This window comes from Bacillus sp. PK6-16, from assembly GCF_056530295.1.
This window is the reverse complement of record NZ_CP096511.1, coordinates 2,144,720-2,171,258: the sequence shown is the minus strand read 5'-3', so window position 1 is coordinate 2,171,258 and position 26,539 is coordinate 2,144,720. Positions and strand designations below refer to the sequence as shown.

Here is a 26,539-nt window from a genome sequence, read left to right as displayed (position 1 = left end):
CACCGTGTATGTATCTCAACCTCCCTTTATTGTCACATTAATTTTTAAAAATATGAATCTACTATGTACTCCTAATATGTTTTCTTTTTATTTATATATTTAAATTACCATATTTTATACCCATTAAGTAAATATTTATATGTCATCCCTACAGATGAATTTCATCTAACATACTTTTTATAAAATTCATCAACAAACATTATTTTACAACTAATTACAAATACCGTCAAAATAATCAATTTAGACTTAGACAAATAACTGGCATACAATTTCATAATAAGAGATCCTATACTATCGAAATACATCTATTACAAATTCCCTTTAACGTTTTCAACAATCTCATTTATCGTATTCCGATCAAACTTATCACTAATTTCATATGACTCACGATCTCCTACGAATTGCACGCCTACGATATCATTGCGATCCTTACCGTATTGCACTTCAATAATAGATCCTCGCTCTATTTGTTTCCAAATGAGACCTGCTTCATCTTTATTATCTAAAATAATGCAGTCTTCAATATTTTCATCAATCCCAATTAATTTATTATCATCCATATATCCAATCTCGTATTGTTGCCGTTCTTTCGCTTTGCCACTTACTAATATACCTTTGCTACCATATGAGTAATCCATATAGTCCTTTTTCTCCGTTTGTACCGCTTTCGGCTTTTGTGCTTCAGTTTTTTCAGCAGCCCCACAACCTGTAATAAGACTGATTGGGATAACCACTATTAATACGAATCTAGTAAATTTTTTTATCATTTGTAACCAACCTCATATATTTAATGCAAAACTCCATTTATTACTCTATTAAAGAATAACATGATACTAATTAAACAGAACGAAAGATAACATATTATTTACATACCCACTCTTTAATGAAGGACCAGGCCATTTAAACCTAGTCCTCCATAACTTTAACTTTGCTTCACATACCTAATTGTATGAAATGACGTCTCATTAAATAATTGCAAGTTTTCCCCATCATAATCTTGAACTTTATATGCTATTTTCTTTTTTTGAATTGTATCTTCTACACCGTCTACTAAACGTTTATTGAGATGTAAATAGATTGTAAAAGCTTCCTTATCATATTCCCAAGTGCCTTCAATATAATTCTTTTTATTTGGATACTCACCTTTACCATACGTTTCAAATGTCTTATCACCTTTTAGAATAAGTGACATAATGAAACCGTCTGTTCCTTTGAATCCCCAATTACCGATTAATTCCGTACCATCTTTCACATTCTTCATAACGTTATCCGTATTAATTCCAGCTTTCTTATCTAACTCTTTCAAATCTTTCACAGATACTGTACCGTCACCGATTTTAATATCCCCTTCAAGATCTTTGAATGCCTTAAGCCAGTAAATATCTCCTTCTTTCACTAACTTTTCGGATTTCTCCATTAACTCTTTATCAGTCTTATCGCCTTTTTCTCTTTTTTCTTTTCGGGTGAATACTTCATTTATTAAAGAAAAAGACTCTCTAAAATAACCAATTGCTTTTTCAAAATCCTTTTGTTGATTTACATACTCTGTAGGGGGATCTATCGACTCAAATTTATCTAACACTTTATTTAATTCTTTCACACTATCTACTATATCTGATTTCTTTTTCTTACCGTCAAAAACCTCTCTTGTAATATTGTTATGCTCCGCAAACAACTTATCAAACTCTACCCCTAATTTATACACTTTATTAGGATAGTCTTCCTTTGAAACTTTTTCTTTCTTACTATTAGACTTCGATTCTTTTACTTTAGACTCTTCCGTTTTCTCCTGTTTAGAAGTGTTCGTTTTCTCAGAAACTCCACAACCAAATAACAACATGACCGGAACTGCTACCCCTAGTAGTTTCTTTGCATTCATGACTGATTTCCCCTTCTACTTGAATAGATTACTCTTGCTATACCCATCCTCTTTTTTTATCTTGTAATTAAAGTTACAATCGCAATAACTCCTAGAATCGGTCCCCAATATTCCATTTTTATAAAAAATAATGAGTGCTTTTTATTAAACATAACTTTTTCACCAGTTTCGGCATCTATATAAACTTTCCCATCTGGCTTATTAATATATTTACCTAAATACCAAGACATAACCCCTGATATAATAAACATTACCGCCATTGGCCAACTATGGTCTTGAAAATATGTAGCGTCCCCCGTTATAGATCCAAAGATAGCCTTACCCAAAAGAGTATTAATAATTACAATAATTGCGACGAAAAAACCCCAACCAGACCAAATAATCATCTATTTCTCCTCCTAAAGCGTACAACTTTGTACTTTATGTTAATTTGAACTGCAAACGAAAATGTTTAAAAAACCGAATATTCAGACGTTGATAATTATATTTAGCTTACATTCGATTCTAACTTTAATGTCCTAAATGCAAATGAACCAGATATAATTTGTAAAATTGTCGGAATAAGTAAAAAGAATAATGACATAAACAACATAACTATAGGAATCACAATCATACAAACTCCATAAACTTTATTATTAACCTTGTTTACTAAACACGATAAAATGAACAATCCTATTTGAACCGTTAAAATAATAGAGTAATAAGCTAAAAGTTCGTAATCAACACCTTCCATAATATTAAACGCTACAACTATTAATATTATGGAAATAATAATTCCCAAAATGCCACCAATTAAACCTAATACAAATTCAGGTGTTCTTTTCAATTCAATCCCCCTTTTTTGAAAAACTAACAACTTGTATATTTTTCCCATTCACCATCATACCAAATATTCATTGGAAAAACTATACAAATCATTTTTATTCTACTGTACTTTACTTCTAACTATAGATAACTTGTAGCAGTTACAAAATTAAAACCTTCACAATTACTTACTGAATTGTCATATTGAAAATTATAAATTAAAACGATAGAATTATAGGATTTATTTAATTTAACTACTTCCTTAATTCGAGAAAGTATTTTATCATCATATGAACATCCCGTTAATAACATAGAAATGTCATCACTCGCTTCTTCTAACACTTCCTTTTCAATAAAATCCTCATCTACATCAATCATATCAATATTAAAATCAACAAAAAAACTTGCTGGTATAGCGTCTCCTTCTTCATCATACGTAACATCTATATATGTATCCAACTGATCTTGCGTTTGCATATTACCTAACCATATTGAAACCATTCCATGTACTTCCATTAATAGCGTCCTCCATTATGAATATATATTCTCATTCAACTTACGCTTTAAAATTCATGATTTTTATAAAAACCATTTCTTCTTTCCTTTCAGTCAAATAGGATTATTCGGAAATTCATTGTCATACTTATGAATTAGCTCTTTATCATTTTCATCAATTGGTACTTCACCTAAGTATTTATGTTTCCAAATAATCATCTGATCACTAAAACTATATTCTGTATCGAACCAATTTGTATAATCGAAATGCATGTTAAATTCCCCACTATGTTCCAGAGACATTGTAAAAGAGTACCAAAGCTCTTGCTGATTATCTTTGAAAACATTTCTTAATTCCTTACTCAATTTATATAAAAAATCTTCTTTCCTTTCAAACTCCTCTTCATCAACTTCGTATTTAAAAGGAATTTCTACACTATACTTATAATTTTGTTTATTTCTGAAGTTGTTATAGAAAAAGTAAGTTCCCCCTCCAGCTTCTGATATTTGTGCATAAAAATAAAATTTCTCCCATTCTTCTGGAATCATGGCATGAACCGTTTCCGCTATCTCTCTATATAATCGATTCAATTTTATTTCCAATTGAATACCCCCTATTTGATTTTCATCACTTACTTTTTCTATATTATACCATTCTTTTAATTAGCTCTTTATTTACACTAAAGTGTAATGTAGTTCATCTAAAAATCAAACCAAGTTTCGATGCCTTTAGAAAGTAGACATACCTCTTAAATACAATTAGTATTAAAATAAGAAATATGAAAGACTTAAAAAGGCTCTTACATGAAGGAAGGAAGTGCACAGCTATGGATTTTAAAACAGTTATGCAAGAACTTGAGGCTCTAGGTAAGGAACGAACGAAAAAAATATACATATCTAACGGCGCCCATGAGCCAGTTTTTGGCGTAGCTACAGGCGCTATGAAACCAATCGCTAAAAAAATAAAAGTAAACCAAGAATTAGCTGAAGAGCTTTATGCCACAGGTAACTACGATGCTATGTACTTTGCAGGTATTATTGCCGATCCAAAAGCTATGAGTGAGTCTGATTTTGATCGCTGGATAGACGGGGCATATTTTTATATGCTATCCGATTATGTGGTGGCAGTAACTTTATCAGAGTCAAATATCGCACAAGATGTTGCTGATAAATGGATTGCAAGTGGGGACGAGCTTAAAATGTCTGCAGGCTGGAGTTGCTACTGTTGGCTTTTAGGAAACCGCAAAGACAATGAGTTTTCCGAAAGTAAAATTTCCGATATGCTTGAAATGGTGAAAGATACAATTCATCATTCTCCAGAACGAACAAAATCCGCTATGAATAATTTCCTAAACACCGTGGCAATTTCATATGTACCACTACACGAAAAAGCAGTCGAGATTGCAAAAGAAGTTGGTATAGTTGAAGTCAAACGTGATAATAAAAAAAGCAGTTTGTTAAATGCTTCTGAAAGTATTCAGAAAGAACTTGATAGAGGAAGACTTGGTTTTAAGCGTAAGTATGTAAGGTGTTAAAAAAGATTCGTATTAGGGTGTCAATCTGATAAAGATTGATACCTTTTTCATTCAGGTTATATATCCCCTCATTTACTTTTAACTTATATTAAAAAATAATATCCTGATAACCTACTTCCATTACCTTTTCATTTAATAATCGAACTCCTACACCATTTTCTATATCCCACGTACAATTAAATGTAATTCCAACCTCTCGCCCTTCCGTAATATCTGCATACGGAACAACAATACCCTCTAAACCGATCATCTCTAGTATTTGATCAGTTGTTTCAACTAATGGATAATTTTCTTGCACTCCAATATCATATCCCAATTCACATCTCCTTTGTTTGTAATAGTCTAATATAGACTGTAGTAAACTTGTTTGTACCTCTTCCCAATTTTTTATTAATGATTGATACGCTACATACTGCCCTTCATCAAACATCTCATCTTCTTCACCATCTATCATCAAATCAATCTCAGTTACATTGCCTATAAAAGTTATAAGCATACGCTTACCCCAAGCATAATTATATTCAATCTCTCCAAAAACTGAATCGTTCATTGTCATTTATCCGTCACTCCTCTCGCACTTATTACTAAGGTGTTCCTGCTTATTGTTAACTCCCATCAACACTTAACATTTGAAATATTCTTTCAAAAACATATAAAACGTTGGCCAACTCTCCTTTAATTCTCCATTTAAAAGTAATTCATCTCCACCTTCAAAATTTACTGAGTAAACTTTATCAGTTACACTATCAAGGACCAATGCAGCATTTGCTGTCATTTCCGTTAAAACTAAATACTTATTAGGAAATCCATGTTCCTTTCGAGCAATAATTGTGTAATATTCAATATTATTCTCTTCATCTATAATATCAAGTAATTCATAAGGAACGTGCTCGTCCCAAAAAGGTCCTGCAAATCGATAATAAAACTCTCTAAATGTATTAGACACTTCTACACCTAACCTATTTATTACTTCATTCACCTGACCTTTATCTTCCCGTTTATATATATCTTCTTCCAAGACTTCTTCTAAACGATTTGGCAAAGCATGCATTTGTATCCCTCCTTTACAAGGTTTATCCATGTGTTTATGAAATGAATTTGCAGCTCCCTGCAAACTACCTGTACGGCATAGAACCAATAAATGTAACCTCTAAACCATCAAACATATCCTCTCTTTTCACTTCATTATATTTAAAATCATAAAGAACAATAGCAAAGTTAATATCGTTCGCTAAACTATCTCCATTTACTAGCTTTTTTATTTTAGGAATAATTCGTTCACTATAAGAAAAATCATTTAAAATATGTTCAATTTCCCTTTTATTATTCTCATAAAAACAAATTTCAATATTATCTTCATCATAATAACCGAATTCAAAGCTCGTCCCAAACTTTGAATGAACTGAATCACCATCTATCGTGTAATCTATATCGACATACTCCTCAAGATTTTGGAGTGATTTAGAAATTCCAAACCAAACTGAAGCCATTCCACTATATTCCACTTTCCCACCCCATCTAGCCGGTCTATAATTCATATAAACATTCTTTACTTTACTATTTTTGTAATCTCAAACTAGAAATCAACTCATTTAAACTGTTCGAAATCTCCATAAACAACCCACGTTCGAAATCCTCCAATTCGACTTTGCCACTTACATTATTTAAAACAACTAGTAAACCATTTCCTTCTACTCCTATAGGAATCTTATCTAGCTTACGATGATTTTTTTCATACCTTTCTAACTTCTCTTTGAAAGAGTCCAACTCTATATTTGGCAATACAGCCTCTAAACTAATATAATGGTCACCGATAAACCCATCCAAATCAGTAAACCAATATGAATTAAAATAGTGATGAACTGAATCATGAAACTTAATTCCGAACCGCTCCTCAAGTATTGTTAAATTAGTTTTAATATATTTCTCAACCGGTTTCCATGAAATTTCTTCTTCCTCTATTTCCCCATGATAGATAACGAAATTGACTTTTTCGTTATACGGTGTTTTAAATAAGAAATTCAAACCTCTATCAAAATATTCTTTTCTTAATTTAAAATATGTACTCATAGCATTCTTCACTATCACCATACTCCTCTTCAATGCACCATACATTTTCATTTTCACTTCCAATTATTCATATAAGCTCTCAATTTCCATACACCAAAAAGAACCCTTTTCCATACACTTATCATCAATTTTTTTCAATTCTTCCTTCAACCAACTTATTGTACACTCTGGTATATTATTATCGATAAATGCATCCTCACCATTTATCTCTACTGCCTTATCAATCATTTTTGAATATACTAATAAACATGCTGCAAATTGTTGTATAGAAGAATTCATAAACACTTCTTTATACGCATCACTATTATTTAGAAATACTATTTTTTCTTGTTTTTCAATTATACAAATTGGATCTCCAGAACTTGTTGTTCCTAAATACCAATATTTTCGAAACTCTTCTGGCATATGAAATACATTTATAATAGACCTTACGAAAGACTGAGATGAAGTAAATTCTAAATATGGTGGCGGTGTTTCTGGCAAGCCTCCTATAGACAAAAATCGTTTCACTTCAGCTGAAAAGTTTTTGTTTATTAATTCTTTTTCAGGAAATGTAATGAGTGGGCCATCTTTATTAACATCCCATTTCTCTCGAAAATCCTCTGGTAGTATCATTTTTTTCACCTTCTTGATGTGTTTATGTCTGTTTACATTTAGCTGAGCTACTAGTTGTTTTTTTATTTTCCTCCATAAAACATACCATCCATCAAATCTTTCCGTTATAGTAAAAATCACTCCTTAACAGAGTGCGATAGAATGGTTTTATATTCATCACATATATCGTTTTCTTATACGACTACATATCCATAAAAATACTTTTTACCAATCTTCCATTCTTTCTTTGTTAAAACATCGATATATGACATCAACTCTCTATTTTTTTCATTTTTTATTATCGTATCGTATTGAATAGGACATTTGATTCCACACCAAATTGATAAAACGGAAGGTATAGTAACAACATTATAAGTAGTTCTATCTCTTAAAGAACTCATAACTTCCGAAACTAACTCCTTTGCCAAATCTCCAGGAAAAGATAGTCTATTACGATAATAGTATTCTTGCGTATCGTTATTTTCGATAAAACTAGAATAAGCTTCATTAAATTCTTCTAACGATACTTCATAATACTCGTCCTCAATTCCAAGCATCCATGAAAGTTCATTTCTTATAGCTTTTTCAACAAAGGTATCTTCCCACTCTTCTAGTAACGCTAAAAGATATTGTACTACATGATATGAAAGAGTTTCACTAGCACTTACTACAAAATTATGAACTCCATCCTCTGAAGCACTTGAAAGGAATTTCAAATTATTCGTTTCTAATAAATCATCATGAGTAGCTACTGAACAAAATAGTCTAGTGCATAAATGCAAAACAAGCTCATTTCGAGTACTATTCATAAGTTCAATTAGTAACCCCTTTACGGAGAAATCACCTAACTTTAACAATTCGTTAATTAAAATAAAGGATTCTGTCTCTGTTGCACTATCCCTTAAGTTAGACTTAAGAGTTTCAATTGTATGATTAGAAACTTTTCCATACCAAATATCTTTTTTTAAATGCTCTAAGTCCATAATTCTCTCTCCTTTTATTGCTGCTTACATTTATACGAACCATTTCATATGAATAATATTATTAATCATGTAACTTATTTAAAAACTCCGTAAAATTATTAGCAATATGGTATACATTTTCTCTTGCTCTTTCCTCTGCTTCCTCAGCCGTAATCCCTTCACTTTCCATCAATGTTTCCTTTTCCCATGCCCCCTCATGTTCCCAAAAGACGACAATTGGATCTTCTTTATGATTTTTATAATCAAAGCAGATTAAATTTCCTGCTGGGTCAAATGCGAATGGAATCAATTCATTTGGCAGAGTAGAAATATACTGGTTATATACTTTAACGATATATTCACTACTATCTACATCATAAGAAAGTAAAGTTCCAAATACCTTTGTTATCGTATCTATTTCAAATTTATAAGGTAATACAGCTGAACCATTATTATTTGTAGCACATTCTACATAGTCACTTGGAAATATACACCCTATCTCTTTTCCCACAATGTTTATATATTCTGCTGAAACTGGCTCATCCGGTACTGGCCATGTTAAGTCATTTCTCATTCAACTTCACCTCCTAACAAATCACATCACGTTTATCCGAAATAACTAATTGCATCATCAACCAACCATGTCAGTCGTATGTCTTCTTTTCTAATCGTTTCATTGTTATGTAAGTCTTTCCACGCAATCAAATCAATTGACGCAGTCCACAAAATGTTGTCACCGCCTTTTGATGCACCGATTCCTAATGCCCCTGTGACAGCTGCTATTTCAATCACATTTTCTGAGAATCTATTTTCAAATCTACTTATTTCACTTGATTTACTCAATTTCGAATACATTCCTTTCATAGCCCACAGGCATAAGTACTTTGTGAGTTTTCCTGTTTTATTATAATTGGTCATGGTAACGCCTATATAGAATTATAGCTATAATTCTATATAGGCTTTTTTTCACCTGGAATTTTAAATTTATTTACATCATATTCTTTAATTATATATACTTTTATAGCTTCAAAATCTTTACCAAAAGCAAGAAATGGATTTTTTAAGAAATATATTATTTCTTCGTCGTCATAAATTCGGGCTTTAATTATTTCTTTGTCCGAGTGAAACGATAAATTGACTCCTTTGTAAAAATATTCGTAGTATCCTTCTTCATCCTGCTCACTCTTATCTTCAAAAGGAACAGATTCAATATAATATATATTCCCATTTACATTTATTGATTTCATACAGCATGACTTCCTTTTCAAGAATATTCATAAGAAATTAAATAGTCTCTGTCAATCATACCAAAAATAAGGGATTTACTTTTAGAATTTATAAAAAATATATAGGATTAAATTTAAATCTTTATTTTATTTTTCATATTACTTCATTATCTCTGTCCAATTGTGTAATGTGTCACAGAAGTAGACATATTGCAATGAGTCGCAGTGAAGTGGAATATCCCTTGAGAATATAAAATAAGAAGATTAATCTAGAAAGACTATCTAGTTCGATCTTCTTTTATTGAATTTTTAATTAATGCATTTTTACCCTTAAAATAATATAATCAACGGGTGGATTATTATTTACATCCTCAAAACTGGTTCTAATTTTAAAGTCAAATTCATTTGTTATATTTTTCAATGAATAAATGTTTGTTCCATCTACACTTGTACGGGGCAATATATCCGAAAACGTAAAACGCATGAAGAATATGTTGCGGAACTATTAGAAAAACGCGGGTACGATATGCCGCAGAGTTTTTAGAAGTTCATAGCGATAATATTGAAGTTATAGAAACATACAAAGGCGCTAGAAATACCACAGAACACAAATGTAACTCATATAAAAATATATGGGAGGCAGCACCAACAAATATTTTAAAAGGAAAGGGAGAGAAACATTATGTCAAAGTTATTACGTGAATTATCTAAACCGGATAGTGAGGCTCTGCGTTCCGAAGCACTAGAACAGTTGAAAGTTACTTCAGGTAAAATTGTCGCTTGTGATCCTCTTATTTTTAATGAAAATCACTTCGAACAAACAATTCAGCCAGGTACATATCCAATTGTTGCTTGGTGGCATAAGGAAGATGGAGTCATTGCTGGTGCTGAATTGAAATTGTCGGAGTCAAAAGCGGTAGGATGGAAGATGGCAACAAAACCAGGACAAAATGTAAGTGAACTGGAAGACGGTTATATTTTTGGTTACCCAGTTGATACAGGCTTAGGGTGCTTTGCAGATGTTGAAGCAATTGGTAAGTTAGAAGAAATAGAAGACAGGTTACAACAAGAACTAGGAGAAGAATTTACTAGTTTGTATGATGATCTTATAGATGACATACTAACAGAACATGATGAAGATTGGGGAAATTGCGTGGTGTGTAAGGAAACAGGAAGTAATATCATTATATTCCGTTCAGGTTATGGAGATGGATTTTACCCTTCCTATTGGGGAATCGATGAAGCAGGAAAAATCGTTTCACTTGTTACTGATTTTCAAGTGCTACATGAGGAAAATTGAGGACAACATCAATAATGATATAAGAGTAAATATTTTTTCTTTTACAGCGTCAAATATTCCTCGTCTAATATTTGCAAATAACCCGTGGGATAATTTCCTTATATACTACTGGTTCTAATAAATAGGGTTATATTCTTAAGTGAATATAACCCGTCATTTTATCATGATAGAGTTGAACTTCAGACACTCTACGCTCCGAAATTACTTTTCCTATGATTTCCTGGCGATTATATTCTACCTGCACCGTTTCACAGTTTCCCCAATGAGTAGGAGCGGATTTTTCGTTTGACTCAAATACATCTAGAAGACGATTCAATATCTCTTCCTCGTTAAATGCTACAGTCGGATACATTGCGATTGTAAAATAATTCAGTTTCATTTTACTACTCCTTTTATTTGCTTTATCACAGCCAAATAAGTTTAAATCCCTTTCCCACTATTAATCATGTAACTTATTTAAAAGCTCCGTAAAATTATTAGCTACAAAAAATACATTTTCTCTCGCTACTTCCTCTGCTTCCTCAGCCGTAACCCCTTCACTTTCCATCAATATTTCCTTTTCCCATGCCCCCTCATGTTCCCAAAAGACGACAATGGGATCTTCTTTATGATTTTTATAATCAAAGCAGATTAAATTTCCTGCTGGATCAAATGCGAATGGCACCAATGCACTAGGTAATGTGCCATTGTAGTCATTGAATACCTCAATAATATTTTCATCATCATCCATATCATAAGTTAGTAATGTACCAAAAACTTTTCTCTTCCCCTCAACTTCAAATACTTCTGGGCTAACATGTGCTCCGTTATTCTTCATTACACATTCTATATAATCTAAAGGAAAATGAATGCCCAACTCTTTTTCCACATTCTTTACATTTTCTCGCAATAAAGGCTTATCTGGTGATCTCCATTCTACTTTATTCATCTCGCACCATCCCTCTGAATTTCCTCAATTAATTACTACACATCTAAAACAGTTATAAGAGACCTTAATAAATTACATTTAAAATCTTATTTATATCTGTCATACAGTCTTTCACTAAATCGTAAAAACCAACATGTACATTATCTTCATATACCCAAAAAAGGACTGTTCCATATGGTGCTTCAAATATTTCTAGCATTCATATCTCTCCCTTTATTAATCAAATGCTGAACAATTTCAATATGTCCTTTCTTTGCTGCAACATGTAACCACGTACCAAATGGTGTCATCGAATATAAAATTTTGGATTATCACCTATTAGACGTTTTACTTCATTAATGTCACCAAGCTTAATAGCATTTCTTATTTTTTATTTATATTTTTCTCCTCCACAACATCACCTCCTATATTTCTTTTCTCTTGTCTAACTATGTCTCCTAGATTTGCAGAAACATGAACTATTCAATCGAAGATTTATAAGCAACCTTTACATTTTTCAATCCTTCTATTACATTATTTATTCTTCCCAATAAATCTTTTATTTCCTCTACTGTCAATTCTCCTTCTGCCTCTTGAGGGTTAAACATACTTAGCCTCTTTGTTATACCTTCAATACGCCCAACAAAAACTATATGATGATCGACTGCAATTTCTCCTATGGCAGTATCAACTATAACACCTTCAATCTTTCCTAAATTATCAAATTCATCCGCTAGTTTTGCTATAGCATATCGATACCCTCTCTCTTCATCTAATAACTCTTCATACGCCTCCCGAATTGCATGAAATAATTCATTATACTCCCAATCTTTCATACATCCTCCCTCAAAAAAAATCCCCACGCTTATGTGAAAATAATCTTTCAACACAAATATGAGGACTTCCTTATTTCATTACTATACTTTACACATTTTATTCGTTAGAATCTTATTCGTTAGAATCTTCTTCATTCAATTTATATACTCTATCTCTTTTCTCATCACTTTTGACAAAAATAAGCTTTCCTTCTTTAACAAAACCTTCTAATAGTAAGCATACTTGCCCATATGCTTTAGGCTTATTCGTTGTGAATCTCTCATCTGATATTTTACCAGCTCGTATTAATTGTTCGCATAACTCAAGTGCACTTATTTCTTCAGAATTAATTAATTCTAAAATATCCTTTTGTAAGGGCGATAAAGGCACAGGGGTCTCAGCTACCTCCACCTTTTCTGGTTTGTTTTCTTCTTCAAATAAATCTTCGAATGAAATTTGATTCATACTTCTTTTCCTTTCTAACGATTGATTTGTATAACATGAACTGAATCCTATAGCGTATGTATTACTTACCTTTTTTCATAAATCTCAAACTCATGTACATCGTTTCATATAGTATATTTCGATTATACCAAATATACGTTCTGTTTTCTATTGTAGAATTTGTTATAATGAGAATGAAATTATATACCAACTGTAAAAAAATAGAAATATTATCTATAAATTCGTATAATAAAATAGCAAGAGTAAAATTTTATTATAGAAAGGTTCTGGTAACATGTTAGGTATTCATGTTAAAAAAACAAAAGAAGAACTAATTATTTCATGGCAATTCTCTAAAATTCATATTCCATTATGTGAAATCACTGAGGTAATGGAAGATAATACATATGCTGGTGTTGAAGAACAAAGCGCAATCCGAATTGGAACAGCATATGGTACAACTGATCGTATTTTAATTAAGACAGTAAAACAAAATTATTTATTATTCACTACTAATAGAGTATCCATTTTAAATAAAATAAAAGCTTAATTGTTTTTCTTCCTATATTTAAATGTTAAACATCTACATTCTATTATAGGAAACGCTACAAAAGATTCATTGATTACTCCTACTCCTAATTCAGGAGCATATGATGAAACTATATAACACAAACACCCTAGCTCTTCGCTAGGGTGTTCTCAGTTTTATCTATAATACAATAAATTCTACAATTCTCATTTATTTTTATGAACTCCTTGTAATTGACTAAGAACCTCATTGGCAGTCCTCTCAAATCTTTTAGGGTTATCAGCAATAATTTCATTAAGTAAATTAATTATCGTTAGTTGTATATCATGATTCATTCCTACAAGTACTTTAGCATACTCACTTCTATATAAATCATTATTTAAAATTCTTATGTTTAGTAGCATTGCCCACTCTTTTGCACTCTCAACCATTTTTGGTAAAGCTTTAGGCATCTCCGTTAAATATTTTCCGAAGCTCCCCTAGCTAGTTTTAACCATTTTATTTATCTAGATTGATATTTTAACGAAGTATATCCAGGCTATTTGCAGATTCAAATTCAGCTAAATTTTCATATTCCTACACGCAAACTTTAGAGTTATTTTATATAAATTTATTAAATAACCTCTTTACAAATCTATCTTTTGCTATTAATTCAAATAGGTTGGTAATTGATTTAACCATTCTTCAAAATTATCCGCTTCCTTAGTTACACCATGTTCTTCATGAAAATAAAAGTAAACTCCCGTTCTCTGCCCCTCTTTTGAATGAAGGCAAAAGTAATCCCCATTACCTATACTATAAAAAGGGATTAGTTCTTTTTTCCAAAAACCTTCTTTCATTTCATAATCATAAATAAATTCAATAGTATCATTTCCGTTCGTCTTACCACGAGAAACATTTAAAATATCCCCTGGAAATACATATTCAGACATTAGTTCAATAAAGCATTTAAATTCTTTAGGAAATTGACATCCAAATTTTTTCTCCAGTTCCCTCCAATCATTATCTGAAGGGGAATCTAAATCCTCTAATTCTTTATCTAACATACTGTCTAATAAGTTTGCAATTTCATCTTTTCCCACAAACTATCCCCCCTTATACTAGAAAAAAGGCTGAATTCTATTTTATTTACAAGTATTCTCTCGATTAAAGTCAAATGCTACTAAATATGTGTTCTTTTCCATAGTATCCCCTTATCACAATTTCTCTAAGATTAAATTTACTTTTTCTAAATATAAATCTGGATTGTCCTCTCTTATCTCGAGAAGAATTCCTTTAATTATTTGCTTTGTTGAACTATTTATATTTTCTAAAATATTCATATACGATACGACTAAATCTTTTGAATGTAAAAGTGTCCGATGAATTCTTTCCACCTAGAATTCTGCATGAGATAACATTTTAGGAATAATAATAGCTAATTTGCATAGTCCTTCCTCTACTCCGGAATGTTCAGCAATATAAAAAATCGTTTCAACAAGGTAGTCACCCGCTGATGGCTCAGCAATATGATCCTCAAAATTATACAAAGATCAGGAATTATATCATTTGTCCCTTTATTTGCTAATTCATTAAGAATACTCTCAAAAACTTCAATATTATCCCCTTCATTCTCTAGAAAACGCATTTTATATAGAACGGAAATTCCCCCATTAAAATCTATTAACTTCTCCTCCTTTTTACAACATCGTTATTATAATTTATCACATATCTTCACATCATTATGTTCATAATACGTTTAATTAATCTATTATAATAAGTTATTACTTTCTAATAACTGGTACCAATCATCCTCTTTACTTTCTACGGTTTCACTAATTCCTCCAAATTGAACAAACTTATTACCTAATTCACAATATCTTTTTCCTACATAATAATGTTGTAAGAAATTATTAAAATCACCATATGACTCAATAATAAAATTTTGATTAATTAAATCTCCATACAAACAAGAAACTTCTCCATTAATCTTATTAATAAACAATGGATATCTTTCAATTTTCCCTATACAAATCCACTTATCAGTGCCACCTGGCATGTCCTCCGTATAAAATTGAATACTTTCGCGTTTTAGATGACCATATATAGTAATTACTCCACCGTTCAACATTTCATATTTTTTTATAATAAAATTATAATCTTTCAAAGGGCCTTCTTCTAATCTTTCATCAATCTTTTTTTCTACCTCTATAATTTCACCAATAAGCAAACAAAATGGATCATTATTTAAAATATCCTTAATTAATTCTATTTTTTCTAATACTGATTTCTCCATTTTCTACTCCCACTCATTATCTATTTAACTAAGATATAACTATTACTGTCCCCCTTTTAAAGGTTATTATTTTTCACTTCCTCAAACCACTCATTAGCAAAATCATCCGCCGTTTTTATATCATCATTTGTATGGATTAAATCATACTCATATTCAGCTTTAAACTTACCACTCTTAGTATCGTATATTAATTTCATCTCAGTTGGCATATCTTTTTCGTATTCTTTGCATAACATTTCAATTCCTTCAATATCTTCACTTATAATTTGTAGAACCTGAAACATTCGTTCTGGAGATACATCATATCTTTTTTCCCCATTTTCCAATGCATCATTCACCTTGTGACACTCTACATACTTATTGTTAATGAAATAAAAGAAACTACTAGAAATCATATCTTCTTCACATGAAGCGTACACATATACTTTATCAGCTCTATTTTCAACATATTCCATACATATAGATATCATATCGACTTGCAATTCACTAAACCTTTCCTCAAATTCTTTCATACTACTTTTTCGCTCCTTAGATTAAAAGTTAAATAGCAACGTCTTGATACCCCACTTCAGTTACTTTTTCATTTAGTAAACGTATTCCTAATCCATTCTCTGTATCCCACGTACAATCGAAAGTTATCCCAATATCTCGCTCTTCATGAATATCTCCATATGGGACTACAATTCCAACTAAAGTGATCCTCCTAAGTAATTGGTCAATTGTTTCGATATACGGGTAATTTTCATTAAATCCAATATCATACCCTAATTGTTGACACTCTTGCTTGTAATAGTCTAAAATCGCTTGTAAAAAACCTCGCTGCAGTTGTTCCCAATTTTGCAATAATGAATTATAAGCAGTATATTGTTCTTTATCAAACTTACCGTCTTTTTCACCTTTCACTATCAATGCTATTTCAACTTCTTTTCCACAAAATTCAACGGTAATGTCCTTAACCCATCCATATGTATACTCAATCTCACCAAAAACTGCATCATTTATAATCATTTTTAACTCTCCCTATTTACTCCCTTGGATCCATATAGATTTCTCTATTCGTATGAAAGTTCCCCTCTAACATTAACTGTTTTTTCCAGTCGTTTCTATACTCAGTATAGTACTATCAATTGCTAATTTTTCAATGAGTTTTTTCGCCTTCCCGTATGGAAATCTCTCTACTAATATATAAGGAAAATTTTTTGAACCCTTTAGCAAATCAATTGCGGAAATCTCAAGCCCTAATACGCTCTTTATTCTTATTAAATCTTTCAAACCTTCATTAGGAGTTTTCACTAACACTATATTACAAATATCAGATGACTTATGTATTGTTTTCTGTTCTATTTCACTTACACAACCACTATTCACCCATTTTTTAAAATCAGCGGTAATTACAGTAACATGGCTTGGATTCATGTCCCCAGAATCAATTACTACCACCTCTTTTTCCTCTGCATGTTGAGCCATTAAAAATACATTACCACCACCGTCATCACCAATTGAGACATACCCCCTCGCATACTCATCTACCTCCCAAACCTCGTTCCTCTCTGCAATATGCTCCGTACCATAAATAAGTAACCCACCACCTATTGAAAAGCCATTTGCACATCTCAATAATTCCTTATATACATTAGGTAATGTAACATTCATGCGATTTTCTACTGCTTGAATTTCAATATCACTCGCTGCCGACTTTTCTATCAAATCTGGAATATTAGATAGATTAATCATTTAATAATCCCTCCTAAACTATCAAGATATTTTTACGTATCACCCATCATCTCTCTATAATCGTTTCACAATAGAGTTCATTAAATTTATAAAGTATGTCGGTATGTAAGCCTTCATTTTTCATTTGGTAAGTAGACAATCATTTTCCCTTTCATGTACTCACCTTTCCATCCTCCCATTTTATATACCTTAAATACCTTTTCATAAAGTGAAACTTTAATCAGTGGGGGTTTTGTTCATCCCTCGCTGATTATTAGTTGAACCAATCGGGCTTTTACGGGCAGTTGATCCCCCACCTAACTTCTTTGCTTTCGCTAGATTTTGAGGTGGGGATCTTACTGCCCGTTAATGCGGGATAAAAATTATCCACCTTTCCATTTACTAAACGATTTATTGCACACATCTCAAGGTCTCTTTCTACTTCTTCGAGAATATTTATATAATCAATAGAAATAAACTCCTGATAATAATTATAGTTATCAGAAAAAACTTCATATAACATATCTTTTTTTGATTCCATATTAGGGTTATAAGTTCCTTCTAATAATTTTGCACTTTCATCCGATTTCATATCATCCCAAACGATTTGGGTAACGTCCAAATCTTGAGACCAAGCCAATTCCTGTGCTTTATCAAAATCATGAATCATTTCAATGTCATGTAATAATTCATGTAACTTTATATCATTCCTATCAAATAAGCTTCTTTTTTGTATATACTCGATAACTTCCTCAACTAACTTAGTATTTTCACCATACTTCATCCCTGTAGCCACCTTTCCCGTCGTCCTTCGTTCCCATTCTCCATACTGTATTCACTTATGGATATTCTTATGGATATTCTTTTGAATTTCATTGATTTTTTATAAGTATCTTTACTCATGCAGAGCTGCCTCGAAACCCCAATGCCCTAAAGTCTAATCAAAAACAACTCTTAATCCTAGGTTTTACGATAAATAAAAAGAATCTATTTTGAAAAAAGATTGATCAAAATGGATTCTTCTCCAGCAAATTTTTGTTTCGGCTTTATAAAAATTCGAGCATTTTCTGCATGTATCGCTCCATCATCGTGCCTGATTGTTCCCTCTAAAGTGAAGAGGCACTATTAAACTTTCTTAATATACTCATACACTTCTTTAGGTTTTATATTAAGCATGTGGGCAATCTCCGTTATTTTCTTTCCTTCTTCCTTCATCTTTTTTACTTTTATCTCCATTGTTTGCTCATATTCTTCTGCAATATCAAATAATGGACTTAATAAAGAGTTCCACATTTCAAAATCAGTAAATTTATTTCTTTCCAAAAACTCATTTAACAATATATCCAATTCTTTAGTTTGTATCATTCTTTTACCTTCTAACACTTGTTTCTCAGTTAGAAAATCACCTATATCTTTCATAAAATTAATAAATGATTCCATGGAATCTGCAAGAAAATCGCCACCACTCCAACTATCCATTCCGTGCATGAGTGAAGATATAGGGTATCCTTCCCCACTTAAGTCAATAATAATTGGATCTCCACACATAGTTTCATATGCAATAACAATCCAATTTGCATCCCAAGTATCTTCCTCATCGGTTACAAGTGAGTTTCCATCGGTGTCAATGCTGTATCCTACTTGAAATTCATCTAATTGCTCAAAAGAACATACATCAAAATTTACATACTCTCTAATTTTTTTATATTCTAAGTTAATAAGTTCTAAATTTCTCTTTATCTCTACTTTTTGATGATAAGAATTAAATTGTATCATTGTCATTTTTACTACATCCCTATTCATACTTTATATGTATTCTTTTGTATCTGGTTGTTTACTAACAAACTAAGCCAAGAATATTAATAATAGATATTGTTATTTTTTCTTTGCTGTATTCCCTACAGTTATTAGAAAACAAATTACAATGAAACTATAACACCAAATTCTCTACATGTTCTCAAATGTCTAATAAGATATTCACACCAACATTATTTACTAATAACTCGGTTAAAGATGGTGCAATTTTAACTGCATCCTCCATGTCCAAATTTCCAAAACTGTTATAGTATATACCAAAACCATCTTTACCTTGTAGATAAATTAATGCACCCCCACCTTCATCATCACCAATTGCGAGTGAATGAAGAAGGTAATTCTGCACTTTATAAGCTTCATTCATTTCTATGCAATCCGAAGCTCCCCATATCCTAATATACATTTGGTCATTAACATTAATTTCAACATTTGAAGCTAGCTGAATCATTTCTATATATTCTGTAGGTACATCTATTACTGAGAAATGCTGAAGCGCTTTAATTTCTTTTTCTTTCGAAGGAGGTTCTTTTGTATCAACAGTATACATAGCACTGATATTATGTAGTATGTTCATTTTAATTTTAACTTTCTATTAATCATGTAACTTACTTAAGAACTCTGTAAACGTATTAGCAACAAAAAATACATTTTCTCTTGCCAGTTCTTCTACTTGTGCTTCTGTTAAACCTTCTTGACGCATTAACATTTCTTTTTCGCCAGCATTCTCATGCTCCAAAAAAACTACAATTGGGTTTTCTGTATTATTTTTATAATCTAAACACATTAAATTTCCAGCTGGATCAATTGCAATAGGGAATACTTTTTGCGGAAGCGTAGGTTTGTATATTTCATACTTTTTAACAATGTACTCACTACTTTCCTCATCAAAACTAAATAAACTACCAAAGCAACGCTCAACATTGCCTACTTTAAATTCTTCTGGTAATACACTCGCACCTCCATTTATTTTTACACAATCAATATAATCTTGAGGTAACTGGAAGCCTAATTGTAATCCAATTTCTTTAATCTTAGTTTCTAATACTTCTGCATCAGCATATTCCCACTCTAAATCTTTTCTCATCTAATACCCTCTCCCCATAATTTATTTCCACCAAGATGGTTAATGCCATGAATATCTGTTAATACTAATTGCATCTTTCCAGGAACCTGATGATGGTGCCAAATAACCTCCTTTGTTCTAGCTACTCCCTTTTCAATCTAATCAAGCTGTTGTGGAGTAAACAATTCTCTTGGCACTTTACCTTTTTCAATTTCCTCTTTTTATGTCCTTTTACACTTTTTAAACTGTATATCATCTGGCTTAATATATAAACTTTTATCTAGTCTCATTGTAATCTTAGAATATCAAGCGGACAAACTATAATATCAATGGTAATGCCAATGATATTAATATTATTGAGGATTTGCGGGCGAATATCGGTTTTTGTTGAGAAAACAGTGATGAAAAAGACGAGCTTTTTTATTTAAACTGATTGATTCGAGTGTATGTTGGAAGTGGTAATGAATGCTTCTGAGCATTTACAGAACTTCTTTACAAGCAACGAATCGAACGAGACATGAGAAAAGCTATCCTTGAAGTTCGTAAAAACAAAGAAACCATTAACTTAAACGAAGATGCTAAATAACTCTTGTCATGAAATGACACTTAAAAAAGTCAACAGACCACTACATTTTCCTAACGTCGCTGTTGACTTTTCTTATTGGAAATGTATTTTTGGCAGTGCCCAAAGAACTCACAAAATAGCATCAATTTCCTTTTACAATTTGACCAATATCTTTCTCATCTTCACTTATCAAATCATAAAATCCTACATGAACACCTTCTTTATACAGCCAACATAGGTCTGTTCCATAGGGCGCATCAAAAATTTCTAACATAACTGGGGCTATTTCTAATACAAAGTTTGCTCCTAAAACTTGAAAGTTACTAGAATCATTTACATATTCATCATTATCTTCTGAAGAGTAAATAGTCCACCCATTTAATTGAGGAACTTCTGATTTTTCTCTAAATGTATAACGTATTGGTTTTCCGGCTACAACATTCTTAGAAATAATAAAACCTCCATAGTCAGAATTATCAATTTTCATATTCACACTCCTCAATAAGAGTTAATAGATCATTTCTCAAAGAATACTCTTTTGTATAATCCACACCTTTTGCTCTTCTAATTTCAATTATATAATATTAACAATTTATTTTCTTTTATTAATATATACCGCGCATTATTCATTAAGTTTAAATACATTTATGAAAAAGCACTTGTTGTCCAAAATAACAATCAAGTGCTTTAGGTTTCATCTGTTTTTAAGCAGCATAAATTTGTAAGTTTTGTAGTAACAGTATGAAACTTTTTATACTTCATAACAAATACTCTCTAAAAACTTACGAGTTTGTACGAGTTCGTTAATTTAATATACATTCCATGCGTTTATATTCATCCCACAGTAAAATGTCATCTCGCCTAAGCTCGTACTTCTTTTTCTATTCTATCCTTGCACGTAATACTCTATTTAAAGCAGTTACATAAAAACCTTGATAAGTATTCAACTTATCAAGGTTTTAGCTCTATAACTTATAATTTTCCCATAGTTTTTTTCTCATTATATGTGTCTCTAAATCTGCTAATCTAACAGGTATGGGTAACCGACTTTCTTTATTAATAAGCCTCATGACAATTTCAGTACTTGTCTCTAAATCAATCCAGTTACCACATGAAATAAAAATGGGTTTTACACTTTTGGTTGTTCTTAAAGCTCGACCATATATTTCATTATTAATGATAATATCCGTATACGATCCCTCTTGATTTTCAGGCATAGTAAAATCTACACCTTTAATCTTTAAATAACTTTTCGCTACACCAATTGTTGGTTTATTTAAATAGAAAGAAGCATGTGTTGCAATACCCATGTGTCGATAATGCAAATAACCATTCCCATCAAACATATAGATATCTGGTTGCTTAGTTAGTTTTTTTGCTGCAGCTTTAATTAAAGGCAACTCACGAAAAGCAAGAAAACCTGAAATATACGGAATTGTTATTTCTCCATAACTGTACACTTTTTCAACAACTTCATGTGTACTAAAATCAATGACTACAATACAGCATGTACCATACGTTTTACCATTTAATTCCCAATACGCTAAATCTACTCCTGCAACAAATCGTATTTCTTCTAATTCAAAGGTATTTCTAAGTTGTACTTTTGGTAAGAATGCACGCTGCTCATTTTTAAATTCCTCTATTAAAGGTTTTAATTTAGAATTATCCATTGCAATCACAGCGTAAATTTTTTTCAATAAATAGTAAATTCTCTTTGGTTGATTCAAGATTTTGTTTTTTTATATATTCTTGTTGATCCCACTCAGCGCAACATAAACATATCGCCGCATTTAAATTTCTCTTCATATTTCCCTCTCCACTTTCATACCAAATTTAGTGCATACCTCCTGTATGTCTTCTAACCATACTTCATTTAATGAATTACAACTCAACATTTCAACTGATTTTGTATAGTATTTACTTTATTATACTTTTGGCTCCCTACTGAATTTTTTAGCATATAATAAATCTGATTCACTTGGTTCTGTTTTTTGTTCTATAATATTCCCTTGTTCATCATACTTTTTAAAAGTCATCTCACGTCCGGCAATACATTCAGACTCATACTTTTTAACCCTGTTTTCAAAGAATTCAACCTGGTAGCCTTCTGCCGAGTTTTTATTCATATTTCCTATCCTTTTTATATTACCACTCGGATAAAATTCCACATATTTTCCTTGTTTAACACCATTTTCTACGTAGAAATAACTTTCTATATTCCCATTTTCATAAATATCGTAAGCTAATCCAGTAAATAATTTTTCTTTTCCATCATCAGTATACTCTACTATTCCTAAATCATAAGGCCCTCCGTATTCTAAGTACTCCTCAAACTCTAGGCCGTTCTGTATTATATATTCCTTCGTTAATATATCATTTAACATTTTTTGAAACCTCCGTGATTATTTCAAATTCATCTGTAAGATAAGCACAATGAGGACACCTTAGAAACATCATTCCAGCTGGTTTTGTTCTATTTTGACCCGTACGAATTACATTGATAACAAAATTATCCAAACCAGCACTTGGATTAGCCTTTAATGCTTTATTCAAGGCAATTACTTCAGCGTGTGAACCTGCACCTTTTGTAAATGTATATGAATCAATAACTTCTTGTGGCATAGAATCATATCTTGACTTTATTAAAGGATGGAAATCGGGCAATATTCCATCGTAGTCATTTATCGCATAATAAATTTTACCAGTTGTTTTATCATACACTCCAGCAAAGGCTGGACCAATTTTTTTCTTACTTATCCCCGTATCCTTTAACTTTTGCAATTCCTTAAGTGTTTCGCCGCGTAAGTTAATCCTATAATTCAATTCTTTCGAAGTAAATTTTCCATATTTATTACGTAAATAATCTATTCGACTATTACCCGTACCCTATGTTGTAATCTTAAACCCTCACAATAAAAAAGCAAACCATGTAAACCCTTATTAAACTACTTCTTTTTCTTCCACTACTGGCAACTCATAAGCTGTTTTATATTTCATCATGCCATATACAATGTTTACAAGCCTTCTCATAATACATACCAATGCTTGTCCTTTTGTTTTTCCCTCTTTAAGTTTCTTTTGATAGTATGCATGAAACACTGGGTTTCTAGGTAACTTACTTCCTTTCGCTACTTGCACTTGCTGTACTGCTAAATTATAAAATAAAGCGTGTAGCGCCCTGTTTCCTTGTTTGCTTTTGTGTGTCTTACCTTTCCCACCAGAACCAAAGTAAACAGGCGCAATCCCCGCAAATCGTGCTAATTTATTGGCATTTGGAAATCGCCTTACATCCCCAATTTCTGCAATTAATGCTGATGCCGTTACAAGTTCTATTCCCGGCATCGTCTCTAATTGATAATCTAGTAGATTTACTAACCGTTTTAATTCTCTTTCGATGTATTTCATTTCCTTCTTTTTAAACTCAATATCCCGTACAATACTTCTTACTAAAAAGTCTCGTGTTTCTTGATACTCTTTCATTGTTTGTCCATCTTCTTTTACAAGTTTTAATATGTCGCTTGCTTTCTTTACTGAACATGTATTGTTGCTAACATCTAATAAAAAAGCTGTTAATTGCTTTATATTCGCACCCTCTAAACAAAAGGGTGACGGATACTGCTGCCAAAATGCTAATGCTGTTTTTCCATCTAACTCTGAGAAAAACTTTTTATAACTTGGATAATGGTGGTTTAATTGAATATGTAATTGGTTCTTTAACGCACTTTGTGCTTTTACTAATGTATTCCTTCTTGAAACTAGTTGTTGTATCGACCAAAATAAATCGTTTGGCTTTGCATCTGGTAATTGATTTAACTTATTTATTAGTATACGGGCTACGCATTCCGCATCCCAACTATCACTTTTTTGTGTCGTCACATGGCTTTTTCGCTCTAAAAATGATAAAAGCTGGATTTACTTCTTTCACTACTTGTTCATGATCTACTAAATATTTCGCTAACGCTCTTCCATAACCACCAACATCCTCTAAACCAAATACAACAGTTATCCCAGCACTCACATATGTCTCTACTTCTAATAAAAACTTCGAAAATGCAGATGGTTTATTATCAAATTGTATTTCTCCTAATTTTTCTTGCCAACAATTAATAATAACAGCCGTATGATGCTCCTTATGTAAATCTACTCCTACATACAAATAGTTCTGTCTATTATGCATAACTCATCCCTCTATTCAATGATTTAGTCATATATAAAAACGTCGGCAACCTTAGTTCGAGCGTTCATCTTCCGATGCGCATAGGTACGCAAGCCTATCCATTTTCATAATTTCATAAGTACATATAGTAAAATGAGTGATTTTTTTAAGTACGACTATTATATAATTGCTGGATGTTTACCGTTTGTTTGTATTTGCCCGTATGTATATATCCCTCGATAAAAACTCTCTCGGTCTAACATGCGTTTCACTTGTACTTTCGTAAATTGTTTTCCTTTCTCTGTACGATAACCTTCCCTATTCAGTCGTTCTGCCAATTGAGTCAGCGACCAATGTTTAAAAAAGTGTCTTAACTCAAATAGTCTACGTACAACCACTGCTTTCTCCGTATCTACTTCTAACACCTTTTGTTCTTTCTTTACTCTATAACCAAACATCACACCGCCCCCCGCATATCCACCTTGTTCTGCTTTCTTCTTTCTGCCTCGACTTAGCTTTAATGCAATCTCAAGACGTTGATATTGATCTAATAGCTCTAACATACCATTTACTAAAAAGTCATTTGGATCATGCGTGTATATACTATAATTTGGTTGTTCAATTGCTTTCACATCTACCTTGTGTTTCTTTAGCTCTCGTTGTATTAACACTTTTGCCATATCAGAGCGCCATAACCGAGATGTATTTAGTACAATAACTTTGCTCACTTGATGATATGCCATATCCGACAATAGCTCTTGTAGACCTTCACGTTCAACTGTTAATCCATCTTCATCTACTTTCGCTCCGCTGATTCCTTTATCTTCGTATATGTGAAGCAGTTGTAGTTTATTTTCGATGCAGTACCGTTCAATTTCTTCTACTTGATACGTTAGGCTATACCCTTCACGCACTTGTCCTTCCGTTGAAACTCGTACATAACCAACTACTTTCTCTCCCATATTGAGCCCCTTCCCGTTACAGCAATTACAATCCCTGTAACGTTTACCCGTTTTTTGCGGATAACGTGTGCATAACGTCCATCCATTAAAACGTACTTTACGATGACTTCAAAAAGTAACACAACCCTTTATTTTTTCCTCTACTATCGTCGTACACTGTCCACAGCCACTACAGGCTATAAAACAACAATAAAAATTTAACACTTAATGCACTTATAAAATTATAGCGCTCTTTTAAATTTCTACGCTAAAACGTAAAAAAGCACTTGTTGCCTTTATTTGACAATCAAGTACTTTAAGTTCATATGTTTTTAAGTAGCGTAAATTTGTAAGTTTTGTAGCACAAGTATGACACCTTTTACATATCGCGACAAGTGTTACGTTAAAATTTACGAGTTTGTACGAGTTCGTTAGTTTAATATGCAT

At 31.9% G+C, this 26,539-nt stretch carries 38 protein-coding genes and 5 pseudogenes; 3 read left to right on the top strand and 40 right to left on the bottom strand.

Annotation, left to right across the window (positions count from 1 at the left end):
* Positions 1 to 308: 308 nt before the first annotated feature.
* From M1D66_RS11260 to M1D66_RS11235, 6 genes are all read right to left on the bottom strand, one after another.
* A complete protein-coding gene (locus tag M1D66_RS11260) occupies positions 309 to 767 on the bottom strand; it encodes a hypothetical protein (protein ID WP_000591625.1) in 459 nt (152 codons plus the stop codon).
* 155 nt (positions 768 to 922) lie between these two features.
* Positions 923 to 1,879: a DUF3994 domain-containing protein gene (locus tag M1D66_RS11255; RefSeq protein WP_078384798.1), complete on the bottom strand. Its 957-nt coding sequence runs from the start codon at positions 1,877 to 1,879 to the stop codon at positions 923 to 925.
* 56 nt (positions 1,880 to 1,935) lie between these two features.
* Positions 1,936 to 2,265 carry a hypothetical protein gene (locus M1D66_RS11250; RefSeq protein WP_242555129.1) on the bottom strand — a complete coding sequence of 110 codons (330 nt, stop codon included), beginning with the start codon at positions 2,263 to 2,265 and terminating at the stop codon, positions 1,936 to 1,938.
* A gap of 101 nt (positions 2,266 to 2,366) precedes the next feature.
* A complete protein-coding gene (locus M1D66_RS11245; protein WP_000831724.1) occupies positions 2,367 to 2,705 on the bottom strand; it encodes a DUF4064 domain-containing protein in 339 nt (112 codons plus the stop codon).
* Between the two features lie 119 nt (positions 2,706 to 2,824).
* Complete coding sequence (locus M1D66_RS11240; RefSeq protein WP_242555128.1) at positions 2,825 to 3,199, bottom strand: immunity 22 family protein; 375 nt, start codon at positions 3,197 to 3,199, stop codon at positions 2,825 to 2,827.
* Between the two features lie 93 nt (positions 3,200 to 3,292).
* On the bottom strand, positions 3,293 to 3,781 hold the full coding sequence (locus M1D66_RS11235; protein WP_242555127.1) for an antitoxin YezG family protein: 489 nt from the start codon (positions 3,779 to 3,781) through the stop codon (positions 3,293 to 3,295).
* A 224-nt stretch (positions 3,782 to 4,005) separates the two neighbouring features.
* On the opposite strand from M1D66_RS11235, the gene M1D66_RS11230 reads away from it, so the two are divergent.
* A complete protein-coding gene (locus M1D66_RS11230) occupies positions 4,006 to 4,713 on the top strand; it encodes a DNA alkylation repair protein (RefSeq protein ID WP_137073718.1) in 708 nt (235 codons plus the stop codon).
* Positions 4,714 to 4,801: 88 nt separating this feature from the next.
* Here the strand turns inward: M1D66_RS11230 and M1D66_RS11225 are convergent, their stop codons facing one another.
* The 9 genes and pseudogenes from M1D66_RS11225 to M1D66_RS11185 all read right to left on the bottom strand — a co-directional run bounded on the left by M1D66_RS11225 (position 4,802) and on the right by M1D66_RS11185 (position 9,586).
* On the bottom strand, positions 4,802 to 5,269 hold the full coding sequence (locus M1D66_RS11225; RefSeq protein WP_000178425.1) for a DUF6985 domain-containing protein: 468 nt from the start codon (positions 5,267 to 5,269) through the stop codon (positions 4,802 to 4,804).
* Between the two features lie 66 nt (positions 5,270 to 5,335).
* Positions 5,336 to 5,764 carry an SMI1/KNR4 family protein gene (locus tag M1D66_RS11220; RefSeq protein ID WP_000543093.1) on the bottom strand — a complete coding sequence of 143 codons (429 nt, stop codon included), beginning with the start codon at positions 5,762 to 5,764 and terminating at the stop codon, positions 5,336 to 5,338.
* Positions 5,765 to 5,828: 64 nt separating this feature from the next.
* Entirely contained in the window at positions 5,829 to 6,251 is a 423-nt protein-coding gene (locus M1D66_RS11215) for an immunity 22 family protein (protein ID WP_002024467.1), read from the bottom strand.
* Between the two features lie 19 nt (positions 6,252 to 6,270).
* Positions 6,271 to 6,783, bottom strand: coding sequence for a SecY-interacting protein Syd (locus tag M1D66_RS11210; protein WP_153595442.1), 513 nt, complete (start codon positions 6,781 to 6,783; stop codon positions 6,271 to 6,273).
* Between the two features lie 63 nt (positions 6,784 to 6,846).
* Positions 6,847 to 7,398 (bottom strand): SUKH-4 family immunity protein, encoded by a 552-nt coding sequence (locus tag M1D66_RS11205; RefSeq protein ID WP_000602767.1) that lies wholly within the window; start codon positions 7,396 to 7,398, stop codon positions 6,847 to 6,849.
* 173 nt (positions 7,399 to 7,571) lie between these two features.
* Positions 7,572 to 8,360, bottom strand: a complete 789-nt coding sequence (gene imm47, locus M1D66_RS11200) for an Imm47 family immunity protein (RefSeq protein ID WP_242555126.1) — start codon at positions 8,358 to 8,360, stop codon at positions 7,572 to 7,574.
* 61 nt (positions 8,361 to 8,421) lie between these two features.
* Entirely contained in the window at positions 8,422 to 8,913 is a 492-nt protein-coding gene (locus tag M1D66_RS11195) for an SMI1/KNR4 family protein (RefSeq protein WP_001243251.1), read from the bottom strand.
* Positions 8,914 to 8,963: 50 nt separating this feature from the next.
* A pseudogene (locus M1D66_RS11190) lies at positions 8,964 to 9,203 on the bottom strand (DUF7021 domain-containing protein); the annotation flags it as partial.
* Positions 9,204 to 9,289: 86 nt separating this feature from the next.
* Positions 9,290 to 9,586 carry a hypothetical protein gene (locus M1D66_RS11185; RefSeq protein ID WP_002024464.1) on the bottom strand — a complete coding sequence of 99 codons (297 nt, stop codon included), beginning with the start codon at positions 9,584 to 9,586 and terminating at the stop codon, positions 9,290 to 9,292.
* Between the two features lie 661 nt (positions 9,587 to 10,247).
* Between M1D66_RS11185 and M1D66_RS11180 the strand changes: the two genes are divergently transcribed.
* Entirely contained in the window at positions 10,248 to 10,865 is a 618-nt protein-coding gene (locus tag M1D66_RS11180) for a DUF4241 domain-containing protein (RefSeq protein WP_000040612.1), read from the top strand.
* Between the two features lie 127 nt (positions 10,866 to 10,992).
* Here M1D66_RS11180 and M1D66_RS11175 read toward each other — a convergent pair whose 3' ends face one another.
* The 6 genes and pseudogenes from M1D66_RS11175 to M1D66_RS11150 all read right to left on the bottom strand — a co-directional run bounded on the left by M1D66_RS11175 (position 10,993) and on the right by M1D66_RS11150 (position 13,053).
* Complete coding sequence (locus M1D66_RS11175) at positions 10,993 to 11,244, bottom strand: hypothetical protein (protein WP_242555125.1); 252 nt, start codon at positions 11,242 to 11,244, stop codon at positions 10,993 to 10,995.
* A 60-nt stretch (positions 11,245 to 11,304) separates the two neighbouring features.
* Complete coding sequence (locus M1D66_RS11170; RefSeq protein ID WP_001044975.1) at positions 11,305 to 11,793, bottom strand: SMI1/KNR4 family protein; 489 nt, start codon at positions 11,791 to 11,793, stop codon at positions 11,305 to 11,307.
* Between the two features lie 64 nt (positions 11,794 to 11,857).
* Positions 11,858 to 11,992 carry a hypothetical protein gene (locus M1D66_RS11165; RefSeq protein WP_002024463.1) on the bottom strand — a complete coding sequence of 45 codons (135 nt, stop codon included), beginning with the start codon at positions 11,990 to 11,992 and terminating at the stop codon, positions 11,858 to 11,860.
* Positions 11,985 to 12,186, bottom strand: a pseudogene (locus M1D66_RS11160) (ankyrin repeat domain-containing protein); the annotation flags it as partial. The gene M1D66_RS11165 and the pseudogene M1D66_RS11160, both read right to left, overlap by 8 nt.
* Before the next feature lie 65 nt (positions 12,187 to 12,251).
* Entirely contained in the window at positions 12,252 to 12,608 is a 357-nt protein-coding gene (locus M1D66_RS11155; protein WP_000656084.1) for an Imm3 family immunity protein, read from the bottom strand.
* 112 nt (positions 12,609 to 12,720) lie between these two features.
* Entirely contained in the window at positions 12,721 to 13,053 is a 333-nt protein-coding gene (locus tag M1D66_RS11150; protein ID WP_001071920.1) for a DUF3895 domain-containing protein, read from the bottom strand.
* 274 nt (positions 13,054 to 13,327) lie between these two features.
* Here M1D66_RS11150 and M1D66_RS11145 point away from each other — a divergent pair, with 274 nt between their 5' ends.
* A complete protein-coding gene (locus M1D66_RS11145; RefSeq protein WP_000900626.1) occupies positions 13,328 to 13,582 on the top strand; it encodes a SunI/YnzG family protein in 255 nt (84 codons plus the stop codon).
* A gap of 185 nt (positions 13,583 to 13,767) precedes the next feature.
* On the opposite strand, the pseudogene M1D66_RS11140 reads toward M1D66_RS11145, so the two are convergent.
* The 19 genes and pseudogenes from M1D66_RS11140 to M1D66_RS11050 all read right to left on the bottom strand — a co-directional run.
* Positions 13,768 to 14,031, bottom strand: a pseudogene (locus M1D66_RS11140) (Imm30 family immunity protein); the annotation flags it as partial.
* A 177-nt stretch (positions 14,032 to 14,208) separates the two neighbouring features.
* Positions 14,209 to 14,643 (bottom strand): SMI1/KNR4 family protein, encoded by a 435-nt coding sequence (locus tag M1D66_RS11135; protein ID WP_000513838.1) that lies wholly within the window; start codon positions 14,641 to 14,643, stop codon positions 14,209 to 14,211.
* Positions 14,644 to 14,757: 114 nt separating this feature from the next.
* Positions 14,758 to 15,224: pseudogene (locus tag M1D66_RS11130) on the bottom strand (Imm30 family immunity protein).
* A gap of 87 nt (positions 15,225 to 15,311) precedes the next feature.
* Positions 15,312 to 15,836, bottom strand: coding sequence for a hypothetical protein (locus tag M1D66_RS11125; protein WP_000415783.1), 525 nt, complete (start codon positions 15,834 to 15,836; stop codon positions 15,312 to 15,314).
* Positions 15,837 to 15,892: 56 nt separating this feature from the next.
* The gene (locus M1D66_RS11120; RefSeq protein ID WP_000657447.1) at positions 15,893 to 16,348 is read right to left on the bottom strand and encodes an immunity protein YezG family protein; all 456 of its coding nucleotides are present in this window, start codon (positions 16,346 to 16,348) and stop codon (positions 15,893 to 15,895) included.
* Positions 16,349 to 16,376: 28 nt separating this feature from the next.
* A complete protein-coding gene (locus tag M1D66_RS11115; RefSeq protein WP_000586119.1) occupies positions 16,377 to 16,844 on the bottom strand; it encodes a DUF2004 domain-containing protein in 468 nt (155 codons plus the stop codon).
* A 72-nt stretch (positions 16,845 to 16,916) separates the two neighbouring features.
* A complete protein-coding gene (locus tag M1D66_RS11110; RefSeq protein WP_000609232.1) occupies positions 16,917 to 17,570 on the bottom strand; it encodes an SMI1/KNR4 family protein in 654 nt (217 codons plus the stop codon).
* A gap of 274 nt (positions 17,571 to 17,844) precedes the next feature.
* Positions 17,845 to 18,333 (bottom strand): hypothetical protein, encoded by a 489-nt coding sequence (locus tag M1D66_RS11105; RefSeq protein ID WP_033687094.1) that lies wholly within the window; start codon positions 18,331 to 18,333, stop codon positions 17,845 to 17,847.
* A gap of 341 nt (positions 18,334 to 18,674) precedes the next feature.
* Positions 18,675 to 19,331 carry an SMI1/KNR4 family protein gene (locus M1D66_RS11100; protein ID WP_242555124.1) on the bottom strand — a complete coding sequence of 219 codons (657 nt, stop codon included), beginning with the start codon at positions 19,329 to 19,331 and terminating at the stop codon, positions 18,675 to 18,677.
* Between the two features lie 175 nt (positions 19,332 to 19,506).
* A complete protein-coding gene (locus M1D66_RS11095; RefSeq protein WP_001023210.1) occupies positions 19,507 to 19,938 on the bottom strand; it encodes an SMI1/KNR4 family protein in 432 nt (143 codons plus the stop codon).
* Between the two features lie 18 nt (positions 19,939 to 19,956).
* On the bottom strand, positions 19,957 to 20,448 hold the full coding sequence (locus tag M1D66_RS11090) for an SMI1/KNR4 family protein (protein WP_001224272.1): 492 nt from the start codon (positions 20,446 to 20,448) through the stop codon (positions 19,957 to 19,959).
* Positions 20,445 to 20,552: an HNH endonuclease gene (locus M1D66_RS11085; protein ID WP_227593162.1), complete on the bottom strand. Its 108-nt coding sequence runs from the start codon at positions 20,550 to 20,552 to the stop codon at positions 20,445 to 20,447. Before M1D66_RS11085 ends, M1D66_RS11090 begins: the two co-directional genes overlap by 4 nt.
* Positions 20,553 to 21,134: 582 nt before the next feature.
* On the bottom strand, positions 21,135 to 21,479 hold the full coding sequence (locus M1D66_RS11080; protein WP_000687240.1) for a DUF2185 domain-containing protein: 345 nt from the start codon (positions 21,477 to 21,479) through the stop codon (positions 21,135 to 21,137).
* 478 nt (positions 21,480 to 21,957) lie between these two features.
* Positions 21,958 to 22,665, bottom strand: a complete 708-nt coding sequence (locus tag M1D66_RS11075; RefSeq protein ID WP_015382421.1) for an endonuclease V — start codon at positions 22,663 to 22,665, stop codon at positions 21,958 to 21,960.
* A complete protein-coding gene (locus tag M1D66_RS11070; RefSeq protein ID WP_000828062.1) occupies positions 22,658 to 22,801 on the bottom strand; it encodes a hypothetical protein in 144 nt (47 codons plus the stop codon). The genes M1D66_RS11075 and M1D66_RS11070 overlap by 8 nt, the downstream gene beginning before the upstream one ends.
* A gap of 119 nt (positions 22,802 to 22,920) precedes the next feature.
* Positions 22,921 to 23,379, bottom strand: a complete 459-nt coding sequence (locus M1D66_RS11065; protein ID WP_242555123.1) for a toxin-antitoxin system YwqK family antitoxin — start codon at positions 23,377 to 23,379, stop codon at positions 22,921 to 22,923.
* Complete coding sequence (locus M1D66_RS11060) at positions 23,369 to 23,776, bottom strand: YwqJ-related putative deaminase (protein ID WP_228520999.1); 408 nt, start codon at positions 23,774 to 23,776, stop codon at positions 23,369 to 23,371. The genes M1D66_RS11065 and M1D66_RS11060 overlap by 11 nt, the downstream gene beginning before the upstream one ends.
* A gap of 159 nt (positions 23,777 to 23,935) precedes the next feature.
* A pseudogene (locus M1D66_RS11055) lies at positions 23,936 to 25,172 on the bottom strand (IS110 family RNA-guided transposase).
* 158 nt (positions 25,173 to 25,330) lie between these two features.
* Positions 25,331 to 26,113 carry a recombinase family protein gene (locus tag M1D66_RS11050; RefSeq protein ID WP_046392896.1) on the bottom strand — a complete coding sequence of 261 codons (783 nt, stop codon included), beginning with the start codon at positions 26,111 to 26,113 and terminating at the stop codon, positions 25,331 to 25,333.
* Positions 26,114 to 26,539 lie beyond the last annotated feature (426 nt).